The organism is Gemmatimonas sp. (assembly GCF_044344655.1).
Lineage (GTDB): Bacteria > Gemmatimonadota > Gemmatimonadetes > Gemmatimonadales > Gemmatimonadaceae > Gemmatimonas.
Genome location: NZ_JBIJCN010000001.1, coordinates 16,309 through 31,731, shown reverse-complemented (window position 1 = coordinate 31,731; position 15,423 = coordinate 16,309). Strand labels below are relative to the sequence as shown.

The window sequence follows — 15,423 nt, the reverse complement described above, 5'->3', positions numbered from 1 at the left end:
TGAAGCTAACCGGGTGAGGGGATTCAGGTGATCTGCACGATGAGGGCCGTCGGGTGCCAAGGGGCTACAGGGATGCGGATCCGGTGATTAGCTTCTGCCGCACATGACCGGGGTGCCGGCGCCGCTGGTGTGCGTCTGGCTGAGAGAACACCCGTAGAACCTGATCCGGCTCGCACCGGCGTAGGGAGTCCCATCGATGTCTCGTCGCATCTTCACGCGTCGTGCACGCGTGTCGCGACCGGAGGGTGCCAGCGCGCGCCCTGTCCGGTCCTCCGTGTTCTGTGCCGCCGCAATCACCTCGGCACTCCTGCTCCCAGGCGCGGTACTTCGCGCTCAGACCCGTGCCGACTCGGCGCGAGCCGACAGCGCAGCTCGCAAGATTGAAGGCGTCACGGTGCAGGCCATTCGTGCCGGGAGTACCGCGCCGATTTCGCAGAAGACCATCGAACGGGCCGCACTCACGCAGCGGCATTTCGGGCAGGACGTGCCGATGCTGCTGATGAACGTGGCCCCGAGCCTCGTGGCGCACACCGAAACGGGCACGCAGTGGGGCTACAGCTACCTGCGTTTGCGCGGTCTCGATCAGACACGCATCAACATCACGATCGACGGCGTGCCGCTCAACGACATGGAGGACCAGGTTCTCTATTTCGCGAACTTTGCGGACCTCTTGAGCAATGTGCAGAGCGTGCAGGTGCAGCGTGGTGTGGGCACCAGCACCGCCGGTACCGCGTCGTACGCCGGCAGCATCAATTTCGAGACGGTGCCGGTGGCACGCCAGAACGCAGGCGGCGACGTGCAGTTCCAGCTGGGCAGTTTCGGTGCACAGCGCGCCACCGCCAGCTTCAATACGGGGCTCACCGGCAGCAAGTTCGCGGCCTACGGTCGCGTGAGTGCGCTCCGCACCAACGGGTACCGTGATCACAGCGGCGTGATGGGGCGCTCAGCCTTCCTCGGGGCCGGGTGGTTCGGTGAGAAGAACATCGTGAAGCTCACAACCCTCGTGGGGCTGCTGGCCGATACGTTGAGCTATGTGGGGGGCACGCGCGAGCAGCTCGCGAAAAACTGGCGCTTCAATCCGCTCGCCCCGGATGAGCGCGACAAGTTCGGCCAGCAGATGGTCTCGCTGGCCTGGTCGCGGGCCCTCGCGAACGGCGGCGCCCTCAACACCACCGTGTACCGCAATTCGGCGCGCGGCAACTACGACTATTTCGAGCTGCCGGACCGCTACCGCTTCAATCTCGCGCACACCTGGTACGGTGTGACCAGCGTGTACAACGTGGAGCGCGGCGCGCTCACCATCAACACCGGGGTGAACGCCAACACGTACCAGCGCGCGCACCGTGGCTATTTCCAGCCGGAGACGGAGCTGTACGACAACACCGGGCACAAGCAGGATGCGAGCGGTTTCGTCAAGCTGTCGTACGTGGCGGGGAAGGCCACCTGGTTCACCGATCTGCAGGGGCGCTGGGCTAGGTTCCGCTACGCGCCGTCGGAGAACGCGGGGATCGATGAGCGCGGTATCGACTGGATGTTCTTCAACCCCAAGGCCGGGGTGACCTACGCGCTGGGGCGCGGGCTGTCGGCGTATACCAGCTACGGCATCACGAGCCGCGAGCCGGCGCGCAACGATCTATTCGGCGGTGAGGACGACCTCAATGCCGACAACGTGGTGGCGTTCGGCGACTTCACCCGGGTGAAGCCGGAGCAGCTGCGGGACTTCGAGGCGGGGATCAACCTGACGCGGCGCACGTTCGACGTGGCGGCCAACGTGTACAGCATGGACTTCCGCAACGATATCGCGCGGATCGGTGCGCCCACGGCCAGCGGGGCGATCCTGCGGCGCAACGTGGGAAGCAGCTACCGCCGTGGCCTCGAGGTCGACTGGGCCTACCGGGGTATCGATCGTGTGGTGCTGGCGGGCAACGCCACGTGGAGCACGAATCGCATCCAGCAGTTCACCGACAGCTCGCGTGGTACGCCGGTGGTGCGCCGCAACGTGGAGCCGCTGCTCACACCGCGCTTCCTGTCGGCACATCGCATTGAGGTCACCCCCGTACAGCGCCTGATGGTCGGCCTCGAGGGGCGCTATCAGAGTCGCGCCTTCCTCGACAACACGAGCAGCCCGGACCGCGTGCTCCCCGACTACTACACGCTGGACGCGACGGCGCGCCTGAATCTGGGGCGCACCACGTTCACGCTGCGTGGGCAGAACCTCGGCGACACGCGCAAGTTCGGCAGCGGGGCCGTAAGCAGCAGCGGTCGCGTGCGCTATTTCATTCTGCCCGCGCGCGCGCTGTTCCTGACGGCGGCGTACGACTTCTGAGCCGGCAGGCACGGAGGTGGGGAGGCACGGAGAAACCGACGAGCTTTTTGCTCTGGTCTGTCGCGCAGCGCGGACGTAGCGTGAAGCATGCGTAGAACTCTCCTTGCCGCCCTCCTCGTCGCGCCGTTCTCGCTCGCGACTGCCCAGCCCCTTCGCCCGCAGGTCGACGCGTGGCGCAAGGCCCACGAACGCGAGATCCTCGATGAGGCCTTCGCGATGCTCGCCATCCCCAACGTGGCGAGCAATCAGGACGACATCGCGAAGAACGTGGTGTTCCTCACGAACGCGTTCGCGCAGCGCGGGGTAGCCCTCACGCCGCTGCGCGCGCCGACGGGTGGCAGTCCCGCGCTGTTCGGAGAACTCAGAGCGCCGGGGGCCACGCGCACCGTGGTGTTCTACGCCCACTACGACGGGCAGCCGGTGGCCGGCGGGAGCTGGGACGTGGAGCCCTTCGCGCCGCAGCTCAGCCGCTACCGCAACAGTGTGGCGGTCGAGCCGGTGTCGCTGCCGGCCCGCGGTGACACCGTCGATCCCAACGTGCGCATCCGCGCCCGGTCGGCCAGCGATGACAAGGGACCGATCGTGGCGATGCTCGCGGCGCTCGACGCCATGAAGGCGCTGCGCAAGCAGGCGAGCGTGAACATCAAGTTCTTCCTCGAAGGCGAAGAGGAGGCCGGGTCCAACCACCTTGGCGACATTCTCCGCACGCACAAGGAGAAGCTCACCGCCGACGCGTGGCTTTTCTTCGACGGCCCGGTGCATGTGAGCGGGGCACCGCAGCTGGTGCTGGGTGTGCGCGGCGTGATGGGTGCGGAGCTCACCTTCTACGGTCCCAATCGCGCACTGCACAGCGGCCACTACGGCAACTGGGCCCCCAATCCCGCGGTGAGTGTGGCGACCTTCATCGCGAGCATCCGCGATAACGACGGACGGATCCGCCTGCCGGGGTTCTACGACGACGTCCCCGCCCCGAGTGCGGCAGATCGGGCCCTCGCGCGCGCGGTGAGTGCCACCGACGACAGCGTGCGCGCGTCGCTCGGGCTCGCCCGCACCGAGGCCGACAACGCCGCCCTCGGTGAGCGCATCATGCAGCCGGCGCTCAACATCCGTGGCATTCGGGCGGGCAACGTGGGTGGCGGCGCGAGTAACGCCGTGCCCACCAGCGCCAGCGTGAGCATCGACTTTCGGCTGGTGCCCAATCAGCAGCCGGCGCGTATCCGCTCCCTGCTCGAGCAGCATCTCACGCAGCAGGGGTACACGATCACACGCGACCCGACCGTGTCGGCGCGCAGCACCGATCGCTCCAGGCTGGTGCTGGTGCAGTACGACAGCGGGTACACGGCGGTACGTGTGGCCAGCGAAACACCGAGTGTACAGGCAGTGAAGCGGCTCATGACGCGCAGCTATGGTCGCGAGCCGTTCACGCTCCCCATCCTGGGCGGATCACTGCCGCTCTTTCACTTCGTCGAGCAGCTTGGCGCGACGGTAATCACGGTGCCCACGGTGAATGCCGACAACAGTCAGCACGCCCCGAACGAGAATCTCCGCGTGGGCAATCTGTGGGACGGCATCGCCCTCATGACGGAGCTGATGACGGGGCTGGGGAAGGAGTGGCCGGCGTCGCGGATGTGAGCTACCCCGCCGACTTCCCCATGCGGCACTTGTCGGAGCAGTAGCGCACGCTGTCCCAGTCGCGCTCCCACTTCTTGCGCCATGAAAAGGGGCGCCCGCAGCGGGCGCAGAGTTTGTCGGGGTGTCCGTTGACCGAGCCGGGCTGCTTGCCGGTCTTTCGCTGAGGGGCCATGGCTCCCCAAGGCGCGCGAGCCGGTGCACTGTTCCCGGATGCACGCACCGCCGCCGCCGCCGCGAAATACCGGGTCGCACCCCGCCATTGACCCCGCCGACTTTCCGGCCAGCAATCAGGACCTGCTCTACTCCGACTACCGCAAGACCGAGGAGCTCGGCACCCTGCGCTCCGTGGCCCGGGCGCTGGCGGCGGAGACGGATTCGCAGAAGGTGCTGGAGACGCTTTGCAGCCTCTCAATGGTTCGAGGAGGTGCTAGTGGCTCTGTAGTGGCTCGAGTAAGTGATGATGATGGCGTATTTATCGCCGCTTCGGGGAAAGTGTCGAGTATGCTCGGGCTCACCTTCCCGCTCGTTGACACCTTCACCGAGCGCGCGGCGCGGGAGCACCGTACGCTGTCCATCAGCGACCCGTCGCAGAGCTCGCCGTTTTTCGCCGAGCTGCTCCCCACCCTCGGGGTCGGCCCTGTCCTGCTCCTGCCCCTTCTCGCCAATCAGCAGCTTTTCGGGGTGCTGGCCATTACCCGTGATGCCGGCCACCCGCGCTTCGACGAGGCGGACGAGGAACGCCTCGGGGTCATGACCGATCTCGCGGCGCTCGCCCTGTGGAAGGCCCGCCTGCTGGAGGAGGCGCGGAGCGCCGACGCCGCTAAGACCAGTCTCCTCGCCACGCTCTCCCACGAACTGCGCACGCCGCTGACCGCGCTGGAGGGGTATGGGGAGCTACTGGAGGACGAGATCCTCGGCCCGCTCACGGTCGAGCAGCGCGAGGTGATTGTGCGGCTTCGTACGGTGGGGCGTCATCTCGGCAGTCTGATCGAAGACATCCTCACGTTCGCGTCGCTGGAGGCCGACCGTCTCACGGCGCGGCGGGGGCCGGTCCGTCTCGACGAACTGCTCGACTCCCTGCACCCCTTCCTCGAGCCAATGGCGCGCGAAAAGGGGATCGCGTTCCTGATCGACCTCGAGCCGGCGTTGCCCGTGTTGCTCACAGACGAAGCCCGGGTGCGACAGATCCTGCTCAATCTCTGCCAGAACGCGATCAAGTTCACCGAGGAGGGTGGCGTGACGGTGCGTGTGTCGCGGGGCTCACCAAACGCCGACGGTGGCGCCACGGTCCGTTTCGCCGTGCGCGATACGGGTGTGGGGATCGCCGCGCCCGACATGCAGCGGCTGTTCCGCCCCTTCTCGCAGCTGGAAGACTCGGTCACCCGTCGTGCCCGCGGTACGGGTCTGGGTCTCTATATCGCGCGCCGTCTGGCGACGATCCTCGGCGGCCGCATCGAGCTTGTCTCGCGCCCCGGTGAAGGGTCCATCTTCACGCTAGTCTTGCCACAAAATCACTGATCCCCACGCTAGATTTCGTGTTTATGTCAGCCATTTCGAGCGTATTCAACGACGGTGTCTTCGCCGAGCAGTTCGAGAAGTACCGTCGCGATCCGGGCAGCGTCGACGAAACGTGGCGCCAGTACTTCCGCATGGCGGAGTCTCTCTTTGCCGGCAGCGCGGCGGGGTCTGCCCCGGCGAGTCACGCGGCGCCGTCGTCCACGATGGACACGGCGTTGCTCGCGAAGGTCGCCGCGGCGGCCTCGCTGCAGCAAGCCATCCGCATGTACGGGCACTATGCGGTGCAACTTGATCCGCTGGGGACGCCGCCTCCGGGCGCCGACGAGTTGAGCCCCGAGTTTCACGGCCTCACCGACGCTGATCTGCTCGCCATCCCAGGTGCGGCATTGGGCGACGACCGCTTCGCCACCGCGAAGGACGTGATCGATCGCAAGCGCAGCGTGTATTCCGGTCGGGTGGGCTGCGAAGTATGGCACCTCGAGGTGAATGAGGAGCGCAACTGGTTCCGTACGGCGTTCCGTGATGGGGTGCTCACCCGACCGCTCACCGCCGACGAACGGAAGCAGGTGCTCAAGCGCCTCAATGAGGTCGATGGCCTCGAGCGCTTCCTCGGTCGTGCGTACCAGGGCTACAAGCGCTTCTCCGTGGAAGGCACCGACACGCTCGTGCCGATGCTCGACGCGATGATCGACGCCCTCGGTCGTGAGGGCGCGACCGAAGTCGTGATCGGTATGGCGCACCGTGGCCGCCTGAACGTGCTCACCAATGTGATGGGCAAGCCGTTCGAGGCGCTCTTCGCCGAGTTTGAGGGGCATCACGATGCCGCTGACGAAAACGCCACCGGCGACGTGAAGTACCACATGGGCTACAATGGCGCGCGCTTCGTGGACGGTCGCGAAGTGAAGCTACGCCTCATGCCCAATCCGTCGCACCTCGAAGTGGTGAACCCCGTCATCGAAGGCGTGGTGCGCGCGCTGCAGCGCGAGCCTGGCACGCCGGGGGCGCGCAACGAGCACGTGGTGGTGCCGGTCGCCATTCACGGGGATGCCGCGTTCCCCGGCGAGGGCATCGTGGCCGAGACGCTCAACATCTCGCACCTCAATGCGTACCGCACCGGTGGCACGATTCACATCATTGTGAACAACCAGGTGGGCTTCACCACCGATCCCACCGATGCGCGCTCCACGCACTACTCGTCGGACCTCGCGAAGGGCTTCGAGATCCCGATCTTCCACGTGAACGCTGACGATGCCGAAGCGTGCATCATCGCCATGCGTCTCGCGTGCGCGTACCGCGCCACGTTCAAGAAGGACGTGCTGATCGACCTCGTGGGCTATCGTCGTCACGGCCACAACGAAGGCGACGAGCCGATGTACACGCAGCCCACGCGCACGGCGGCTATCCGCAAGCACCCCACGGTGCCGCAGGTGTGGGCCAGCCGCCTCGTGGCCGAGGGCGTGCTGAGCGCCGATGAGGCGGCCGCGGTGGAACGGGACGTGTCGCAGCGCTACGCCGACATTCATGCGCGCTTCAAGCAGTCGCTGCTCGGCAGCGAGAAGCACGCGCCATGGCCCGCGGAAACGACCGTGACGCCGAAGAGTGTGACCACCGGTATGGCACCGGAGCGGCTGCACTTCATCAACGAGTCGCTGCTGCAGTGGCCCGCCGACTTCGCCGCCAATCCGCGGCTCGCCAAGCAGCTCGAGCGCCGTCGTGAGACGATGGGCGAACAGGGTGGCATCGAGTGGGGCCACGCAGAAGCATTGGCGTTCGGCTCGCTGCTCCTCGACGGCATGTCGGTGCGCATCACCGGACAGGACGCGGAGCGCGGCACGTTCTCGCACCGTCACTCGGTGCTCAACGACGTAAACACCGGTCGCAAGTACGCGCCGCTCGCCAACCTCCCGGGCGCGAAGGGCGCCTTCGAGGTGTACAACTCGGCGCTCTCCGAGACCGCGGTGCTGGCGTTCGAGTACGGCTACAGTGTGATCGCCACCGACACGCTCACGCTCTGGGAAGCGCAGTTCGGTGACTTCGTGAACGTGGCGCAGCCGATCATCGACCAGTTCATCGTGGCCGACCGCGCCAAGTGGGGGCAGGACAGCGGGCTCGTGATGCTGCTGCCGCACGGCTACGAAGGGCAGGGGCCGGAGCATTCGAGCGCGCGTCTCGAGCGTTTCCTGCAGCTGTGCGCCGAGGGGAACATGACCGTGGCGTACTGCAGCACGCCGGCCCAGTACTTCCACCTGCTGCGGCGTCAGGCGCTGCGCAAGCATCGCCGCCCGCTGATCTGCATGCAGCCCAAGTCGCTGCTCCGATTGCCTCAGGCGGCGTCGAAGCTCGACGACCTCGTGAACGGCGGCTTCCAGAGTGTGATCGACGATCCGATCGCATCGCAGCACCGCGACGATGTGCGCCGCATCGTGTTCTGCACGGGCAAGCTGTACTACGATCTCGCACTCTCGCCGTCCCGCAATCCGCAGGTGGCGCTGGTGCGCGTGGAAGAGCTGTATCCGTGGCCGCACGAGGAGATCCAGCGGATCATGGACAAGTACCCGGCCGTGGAGCAGGTGGTGTGGGCGCAGGAAGAGCCCAAGAACCAGGGCGCCTGGACCTACGTGCAGCCACGGTTGCGGGCGAGTGCCGGTGCCGCGGTCGGCGTGCGCTACGTGGGGCGTCCCGAACGGGCCAGCCCGGCCGAAGGCTTTGCCGATGCGCATCAGACCGAACAGGCGCGCATCGTAGCCATGGTGATGGATACCGGCGAGGTCCCGGAAGGACGCCCCGCCTTGACGGCAACGCACTGACATCGATGCCTCCTCTCGCGCTCACGACGACGCGAGCGATCAGCGCCGCGGCCATTGCCGCGGCGCTCGTCGTTCCGGCCATCCCACTCGGTGCCCAAGCGGTCCCCGAACGCGGCGCGGCCGCCCTCGGTTCGGCGCTGGCCGGCATTGGTACCACGACCCGTGTGCTCACCGTTGCTGCCCACCCCGACGACGAAGACACGCCGATCATCGCGTGGCTCGCGCGCGGCCGGCATGTGGAGACGGCCTATCTGTCGCTCACGCGTGGGGACGGCGGACAGAATCTCATCGGCAACGAACTGGGCGAAGCGCTGGGGGCCATTCGCACGCAGGAGTTGCTGAGTGCGCGCCGCATCGACGGGGGGACGCAGTACTTCACGCGCGCCTACGACTTCGGCTTCAGCAAGAACGCCGAAGAGACGTATCAGCACTGGCCCAAGGATACGATCCTGGGCGATGTGGTCCGCGTGGTGCGTGCGTTCCGACCGCACGTGATGATCGGCTTCTTCAGCGGCACGCCGCGTGACGGGCACGGACATCATCAGGTGAGCGGGCTGCTGGCGCGCGAGGCCTATGACCTGGCCGGCGACACGGTACGCTATCCGGTCAAGGACTTCGGCCTGCCGTGGACGCCGCAGAAGTTCTACCGCAGTGCGCGCCAACTGCCCGACAGCGCCACGCTGCGCGTGAACACCGGCGAGTACGATCCACTGCTGGGGCGCAGCTACTACGAGATTGCGGCTGACAGCCGCTCGCAGCACAAGAGCCAGGGCTTCGGTGTGCTGCAGCGGAAGGGGGTGATCTGGGGGTATCTCACGCGCGAAGCTGCTCGTACCGGTCCGGCGAATGCCCGCGACGAGCGGGCGTTGTTCGACGGCATCGACACCACGTGGGCGCCGCTGCGTGCCCTATTGCCGTCTGCCGCGCAGGCGGTGCTGGACTCTGCGCTGCGCACGGTACACGAGGCGCGCGCCATGTACCGCGCGCAGGATCCATCGCCCACGGTGCCCCTCATCGCGCAGGCGCTGCGCCAGTTCCGCGCGGCGCGCAGCGTGTATCGCAGCGGCCCGGGGATTCTCATTACGGGTCGCCCCGGTGCGCCCTCGAGTCTGTCCACGCGATCCCCGAATGAGGCCCCGCCGACGGTGTGGGATGCGTTGAGTACTACGATTGCGCGGGCCGAGCAGGCGTTGGTGCTGGCCAGTGGCGTCGTCGTCGAGGCCACGGCGCCGCGGGCCACGCTGCCGGTGCGTGAGCCGGTGAAGGTGGAGGTGAACGACTCGCTGCCGGTGAGCATTACGGTGTTCAATCGCGGCACGGTGCCCGTGGTGTTGCGCAACGCGAGTGTGGCTGGGCTGGGGCTGCGGCCGGGGGAAACGGGCGAGCGGACCATCGCCCCCGACAGCGCGGCCACGCTTGACCGTTGGGCCGTGGCGTTCGCCTCCGACAGCCCGTGGTGGCGTGCGTACGGCCGCAAGGGGAACGACTGGTTCCAGGCGTCGATCGATGCACGCAACGAGGCACAGCAGCAGGCCCAGCGGGCTACGCTCGTGCAGGCGCGCCTCGAGATTGCCGGGCAGAGTGTGCAGATCACCGCCCCGGTGGTGTACCGCTACGCCGATCCGATCAAGGGTGATCAGCAGCTCCCGGTCAGCGCCGTGCCTGGCATCACGATCAACCTGGCCAACAGCATGGAGTACATCCGTGCCGGCGTGCCGGTGGAGCGGTTCATTCCGGTGCGCATTGCGTCGAGCTATCCGCACGACGCGAAGGTCACGGTGCGGCTGGAGCTGCCCGACGGCCTCAAGGCCGACAGCACCGAGCGCACGCGCACGCTGGGCGCGGAAGGGAGCGCGATCGTGACCTTCCGCGTACGCGGGATGGTGAAGGAAGGGCAGCTGCAGCTGGCGGCGCTGGCGCTGCACGACGGCACGATGAGCACCAACGGGGCGTACCTGATCTCGTACGACCACATCGCGCCGATGCGGTTGTACGGCGCGTCGGGGATGTATCTGTCGGCGGTCAGTGTGAAAACGCCACCGCGGGCGCGGGTGGGGTACATCGCCGGTATGGGCGACAAGGGGATCGAGGCGCTCGAGCAGCTCGATATTGCCGTGGAGAAGATCGAGCCCACGATGGTGGGCAGCACCGATCTCTTGCGCTTCACCAGCATCGTGGTGGGTCCGCGCGCATATGAAACGCACGACGCGCTGGTGCGGCAGAACCCGCGTCTGCTGGAGTACGCCAATCGTGGTGGTACGCTGGTGGTGCAGTACGGGGCGCAGAACATGAATGCACTGGCGGGGGTGCTGCCCTACCCCATGCAGTGGGCGCCACGCGCGGCGCGGGTGACCATGGAAACGGCGCCGGCAACGGTATTGGCGCCCACGCATCCGCTGCTCACAGTTCCCAACCGCATCGGCCCCCCAGACTGGGCCGGGTGGGTGCAGGAGCGCAGCACGTACATGCCGGCCAGCTTCGACCGGCGCTACCTGCCGCTGCTGCGCATGAACGATCCCGACGAGCCGGCGAACGACGGTGGCCTGCTGGTGGCGCCGGTCGGAAAGGGCCGCTACGTGTACGTCACGCTCGCGCTCTTCCGGCAGCTCCCCGCCGGCGTGCCCGGTGCGGCGCGGCTGCTGGCGAATTTGGTGAACGGAGCGCCGCTGGCGGTGGCGCCGAAGATGTAGAGGCGTGCGTCGCTGTCGGCCTACGCGTCTGCCGACGCGGGCGATCCTGCCCCTCCCCCCAGCGACAGCACCGCACCCACCACGAACACCACCACCGCGCCGATCACGTTGTGCCAGAGGAAGCTCACCTCCGGCATGCCGAACGACACCGCGGCCACGGCACTCATGCCGGCGATGAGCCCCACAAAGGCGCCACGCGCATGGCTGCGCTTCCACATGGCCAGCAGGAACACGCCAAGAATCGAGCCGTAGAAGAACGACCCGAAGCGGTTCACGACTTCGATCAGTGAGCCGAGGGTGGCGGCGTAGGTAGCCACCACCATCGCGAACATCCCCCAGATCGCCGTGGCGACGCGTCCCGCCATGAGGAAGTGTGCGTCGCTCCCCTCGGGGCGATACCAGCGCTGGTAGAAGTCCACCACACTCGCCGTGGCGAGTGAGTTGAGCTCTGCCGCGATGCTCGACATGGCCGCCGCCAGCACCGCCGCGAGGAACACGCCAGCGAAGCCAAGGGGCAGGTGATCGAGCACGAGGCGCGGGATGATGTAGTTCACGTCGCGTGAACTTTCGCCCGTGGCCTTCGCGGCAGCAGCGAGCGCCTCCTTGCGGACCGACTCGACCGCATCGTTCTGCGTCTTGAATGCCACCAATGGTGCCGAGCCGCGGATGGTACTCGCGTCGCGCGCCGCCTGATCACGCCCCGCCAAGGCCGCCGTGTAGCGCGCCTCGAGCTCCGCGTACGCCGCCGGCTGCTGCTCGCGCAGCTGCGCGTCGTGGCGCGGATTGTACAGCATGGGCGCCGGCGAGAAGGTGTAGAACAGGAACACCAGCACGCCGATGATGAGGATCAGCGCCTGCAGCGGGATCTTCCAGTACGCGCTCATGAGCAGCGAGCTGCGCGCCTCGTCGACCGACCGCGCGGCCAGGTAGCGCTGCACCTGACTCTGGTCGGTGCCAAAGTAGCTCAGCATGAGGAACGTGCCGCCGAGGATGCCGCTCCAGAAGGTGTACGTCTCCGTGAGGGAGAAGGAGAAGTCGAACACCTTGAGCCGCCCCGTCGCGCCGGCAATGCGGAAGGCGTCGTCGACCGGCACGGGCAGCCGCCAGATCAGTACCGCGACCAATGCGAAGAGCGCGCCGACGATCACCACCATCTGCTTCACGTCGGCCCACGCGACCGCCTCCACGCCACCGAGGACCGTATAGATGATCGTGGGCACCCCAATCAGCAGTACGCACCAGGCGAGGTCCCAGCCGAAGATCGCGCTGAGCACCACGCTCGGTGCGGCGATGATCGTGCCGGCCGACATGCCGCGTGACAGCAGAAACAGCAGGCTGGTGAGCGAGCGTGTCTTGGGGTCGAAGCGGCGTTCGAGATACTCATATGCGGTGTACACCTTGGCGCCGTGGAGGAACGGCACCAGCGTGACGCCCAGCAGCACCATCGCGATCGGCAGCCCGAAGTAGAACTGGACGAAGCGGAGCCCGTCGGTCGCCCCCTGCCCGGTGGTGCCGATCAGGGTGATGGCCGAGAGCTGCGTGGCCATCACGCTGAGCCCCACCGCCCACCAGGGAAGGCTGCGGGAGGCGAGGAAGTATCCCTCGATGTTCCTGGTGCCACGCGTACGGCGCAGTCCGTCGAGGATCACCACCACGAGGTACACCGCCACGATCACCCAATTGATCCAATGCATGCTCAGCGGGTCACGAGGCGTACCGTGACTGGAGCAGCCACAGCAGCGTGAGGGTGACCCCCTGGATGACGAGCACCCGGATCAGGGTCTGCTTGAAGTGCGACATGGTCGGAACCTAGGTGGGAAATCGTTGCCGTGCGATGCGCGGCGCGTGCCGCGCCTCCCACGCCAACGGGTTTCTGTTATCGGGAAAACTAGTTTCGCCCCCACGTGGCCACTAACGCGACCAGCGTCCCGCGCCCGTCCCTCGTCTGGGCTGGACCCCGCCATCGTGTACGGGATTTCCCGTCGACTCGGTGCCACCGCGGCCATATCGTCGGGGATCGACGCCGGCGGCCCTGTCGGGATCCCCGGTCGGGATCCCCGGTCGGGATCCCCCGGCCGTTCCGGCGGACGACTCCAGCGTCCGGGGCGGGGTCATCCTCGGGCGGTCCTCGCGTCATCCCCGGCGCCAGCCGCGGCGGTCACCCTCGCGGCTCATCCCTTGGCTATCTCATGTCGGAACTGCCGTCGACCATTCGCGTTCTCGTCGCCGAAGACAATGCGCTCGAGCGCTCCACCCTCGTCGATCTTCTCGGCGCACTCGGCCATATGGTGGTGGCTGAGGTCGACAGTGGGAACGATGCCATCGCCAAGGCGCAGCAGTATACCCCCGATGCGGTGCTGCTCGACATGCACATGCCAGGGGCAACCGGTGTGCAGGCGGCCGAGGAAATCGCCAAGGCCTTGCCGGGTACAGCCGTGGTGCTGATCACCGGGGACCTGTCACTGACGCTCTCCACGGCCGACGTGCTGCGCTCGTCGGCCGTGGCACTGCTGTCCAAGCCCACGCCAGCGACCACGCTCGACGCCACGCTGCGCTTGGCCGTGATGCGCGCACGTGAACTGCTGGCCGCGCGCCGCGAGGCGGTGGAGGCCCAAGCGCAGCTCGAAGCGCGCAAGCTGATCGAGCGGGCCAAGGGCATGCTCATGCGTCGCACCGGCAGCAGCGAGCAGGAGGCCTATCGCATCATGCAGCGCTCATCGCAGGATCGCAGTGTGCGCATGGTCGACATCGCCAAGGCCGTGATCGGGAGCGAACCCGGGATGAAGGCGTAACGCAATGGCTCCACCCCGGGCGCATCCCCACACGCCGTTCAGGAGATCGGCTTGGCGGTCGACACCTGCTTCACGAGCTGGTACAGAAAATCGAGGCCGTCGTAGAACGCCTTGATGCGGAGCTTCTCGTCGCGGCCATGCGCGTTGGTCTCGCCGGGCGCCGAGAAGATGCCGCTTACGCCGTAGGTGGGAATGCCGGCATTGCGCAGCCGATAACCATCGGTCGCGCCCGTGCTCATCGTGGGAATCACGGGGATGCCCCCGAACATCGTCTTCGTGAGTGCAGTCGTAGCCTGCAGTAGCGTGGGGTTGATCGCGGCGGGCGCGCCGTCCGTTCGATCGCTCGCATCGGCGGTGATCTTGACCGCCGTGTCGTTCACGACCCGCTCGAGTGCACTCTTCACCTGCGACGTCTTGCTGGTGGGCGCAATGCGGCAGTTCACGTTGGCCTTCACGAATTGCGGCAGCGCGTTGGGCGCGTGGCCGCCTTCGAGCATCGTGGCCACGCAGGTGGTGCGCAGCATGCTGGCGTAGCGCGGGTCGGTGCTGATGATGCGGGCCGCCGCCGTGTCAGCCGGGTTGGCCGACAGCGCGCGCATCGCCGCGCCGAGCGAGGGCATCTCCACCTTGGCCGTCTGTTCGAAGAACGGACGGGTCACGTCGTTCAGTTCAACGGGGAAGGTATAGTTCTGGATCTTGAGGAGCGCCGCCGCGAGCGAATAGATCGCGTTGTCCCGGCGCGGTACGCTCGAGTGCCCGCCGGTGTTGCGCACGGTGAGCGTGAAGTCGGTGTACACCTTCTCCGCCGCCTGAATGCTGTGGAAGAGCGGTTGGTCGTCAGGGCCCAACGTGCCGCCGCCGCCCTCGTTGATCGCGTACTCGGCGTCGATCAGGTCGCGATGATTCGCGATCAGCCAGCTCACGCCATTCGAGCGACCCCCTTCCTCGTCGGCGGTCAGTGCCAGAATGAGGTCACGATCGGGCACCCACCCCTCCTGCTTGTAACGCAACAGGTTGGCGGTGAGGATCGCGGCCATGCTCTTGTCGTCGGCCACGCCACGGCCAAGGAAGTAGCCGCTCTCCTCTCGCATGACGAAGGGGTCGGTGGCCCAGTCGCTGCGCTTGGCCTGCACCACGTCGAGGTGCGCGAGCAGCAGGATCGCCTTGCCGCGAGTCTTGCCCCGGTAGCGGATGACCAGGTTCTTCTTGGCCGGGGCATCGTCCGGACCCAAGAGATGGATGTCGTTCGCGGGGAAGCCGGCGGCGCGGAAGCGGGCCGCGACCGCTTCGGCGGACTTCGTCACCGAGCCCACGGAATCGGCGGTGTTGATTTCCACCATTTCCCTGTAGATCTCGCGCGCAGCCGCCTGCTGCGGCGTGAGCGTGGTGGGCGCACCCGGGGCGGGGCGGAGTGTTGGCTGGGCGGCGGCATCTGAGCTAACGGCGGCCGCGAGGACGAGGGCGAGGGGCAGCGTGTGGCGCATGGACGGCGAGGTCAGGGTGAGACGGCAGGTCGCTGAACGATACGTGCTGGTGGCGGGTGCTGCTGAGCCGTCCGCCTCAACACGCCACGTGTCCGCGACGTACGTTACCGGATGCCGTGCCGGCCTGGTCGGCGCTGCTCGTCGTGCCCCTCCCGCATAGTTCCGCGGTTCTCC

General features: G+C 67.1%; 9 protein-coding genes and 1 riboswitch. Of the genes, 6 read left to right on the top strand and 3 right to left on the bottom strand.

Annotated features, from left to right (window positions below; genetic code table 11):
• Positions 1-98 precede the first annotated feature (98 nt).
• Positions 99-204: riboswitch (TPP riboswitch) on the top strand.
• A complete protein-coding gene (locus ACIQ51_RS00115; RefSeq protein ID WP_396202956.1) occupies positions 197-2,326 on the top strand; it encodes a TonB-dependent receptor in 2,130 nt (709 codons plus the stop codon). Its footprint overlaps the riboswitch before it by 8 nt.
• 87 nt (positions 2,327-2,413) lie before the next feature.
• A complete protein-coding gene (locus ACIQ51_RS00110; protein WP_396202955.1) occupies positions 2,414-3,958 on the top strand; it encodes a M20/M25/M40 family metallo-hydrolase in 1,545 nt (514 codons plus the stop codon).
• A 1-nt stretch (position 3,959) separates the two neighbouring features.
• On the opposite strand, the gene ACIQ51_RS00105 is transcribed toward ACIQ51_RS00110, so the two are convergent.
• A complete protein-coding gene (locus tag ACIQ51_RS00105) occupies positions 3,960-4,130 on the bottom strand; it encodes a DUF2256 domain-containing protein (RefSeq protein WP_396202954.1) in 171 nt (56 codons plus the stop codon).
• A 38-nt stretch (positions 4,131-4,168) separates the two neighbouring features.
• On the opposite strand from ACIQ51_RS00105, the gene ACIQ51_RS00100 reads away from it, so the two are divergent.
• From ACIQ51_RS00100 to ACIQ51_RS00090, 3 genes are read left to right on the top strand one after another with little or no spacing between them, the layout of a single operon-like run.
• Complete coding sequence (locus ACIQ51_RS00100) at positions 4,169-5,476, top strand: sensor histidine kinase (protein ID WP_396202953.1); 1,308 nt, start codon at positions 4,169-4,171, stop codon at positions 5,474-5,476.
• 23 nt (positions 5,477-5,499) lie between these two features.
• Positions 5,500-8,283 carry a 2-oxoglutarate dehydrogenase E1 component gene (locus tag ACIQ51_RS00095; RefSeq protein ID WP_396202952.1) on the top strand — a complete coding sequence of 928 codons (2,784 nt, stop codon included), beginning with the start codon at positions 5,500-5,502 and terminating at the stop codon, positions 8,281-8,283.
• Positions 8,284-8,288: 5 nt separating this feature from the next.
• Positions 8,289-10,973: a PIG-L family deacetylase gene (locus ACIQ51_RS00090; protein ID WP_396202951.1), complete on the top strand. Its 2,685-nt coding sequence runs from the start codon at positions 8,289-8,291 to the stop codon at positions 10,971-10,973.
• A 20-nt stretch (positions 10,974-10,993) separates the two neighbouring features.
• Here the strand turns inward: ACIQ51_RS00090 and ACIQ51_RS00085 are convergent, their stop codons facing one another.
• Positions 10,994-12,667, bottom strand: a complete 1,674-nt coding sequence (locus tag ACIQ51_RS00085) for a sodium:solute symporter (RefSeq protein WP_396202950.1) — start codon at positions 12,665-12,667, stop codon at positions 10,994-10,996.
• 495 nt (positions 12,668-13,162) lie between these two features.
• Between ACIQ51_RS00085 and ACIQ51_RS00080 the strand changes: the two genes are divergently transcribed.
• Positions 13,163-13,765: an ANTAR domain-containing response regulator gene (locus tag ACIQ51_RS00080; protein WP_396202949.1), complete on the top strand. Its 603-nt coding sequence runs from the start codon at positions 13,163-13,165 to the stop codon at positions 13,763-13,765.
• Positions 13,766-13,803: 38 nt separating this feature from the next.
• Here the strand turns inward: ACIQ51_RS00080 and ACIQ51_RS00075 are convergent, their stop codons facing one another.
• Complete coding sequence (locus ACIQ51_RS00075; protein WP_396202948.1) at positions 13,804-15,249, bottom strand: M20/M25/M40 family metallo-hydrolase; 1,446 nt, start codon at positions 15,247-15,249, stop codon at positions 13,804-13,806.
• Between the last annotated feature and the right edge of the window lie 174 nt (positions 15,250-15,423).

Bases quoted from the DNA above. Each gene is read 5' to 3' on its own strand.
- ACIQ51_RS00080 (WP_396202949.1), top strand. From the start codon at position 13,163: ATGTCGGAACTGCCGTCGACCATTCGCGTTCTCGTCGCCGAAGACAAT.
- ACIQ51_RS00100 (WP_396202953.1), top strand. From the start codon at position 4,169: ATGCACGCACCGCCGCCGCCGCCGCGAAATACCGGGTCGCACCCCGCC.
- ACIQ51_RS00115 (WP_396202956.1), top strand. From the start codon at position 197: ATGTCTCGTCGCATCTTCACGCGTCGTGCACGCGTGTCGCGACCGGAG.
- ACIQ51_RS00075 (WP_396202948.1), bottom strand. From the start codon at position 15,249: ATGCGCCACACGCTGCCCCTCGCCCTCGTCCTCGCGGCCGCCGTTAGC.
- ACIQ51_RS00110 (WP_396202955.1), top strand. From the start codon at position 2,414: ATGCGTAGAACTCTCCTTGCCGCCCTCCTCGTCGCGCCGTTCTCGCTC.
- ACIQ51_RS00085 (WP_396202950.1), bottom strand. From the start codon at position 12,667: ATGCATTGGATCAATTGGGTGATCGTGGCGGTGTACCTCGTGGTGGTG.
- ACIQ51_RS00090 (WP_396202951.1), top strand. From the start codon at position 8,289: ATGCCTCCTCTCGCGCTCACGACGACGCGAGCGATCAGCGCCGCGGCC.
- ACIQ51_RS00095 (WP_396202952.1), top strand. From the start codon at position 5,500: ATGTCAGCCATTTCGAGCGTATTCAACGACGGTGTCTTCGCCGAGCAG.
- ACIQ51_RS00105 (WP_396202954.1), bottom strand. From the start codon at position 4,130: ATGGCCCCTCAGCGAAAGACCGGCAAGCAGCCCGGCTCGGTCAACGGA.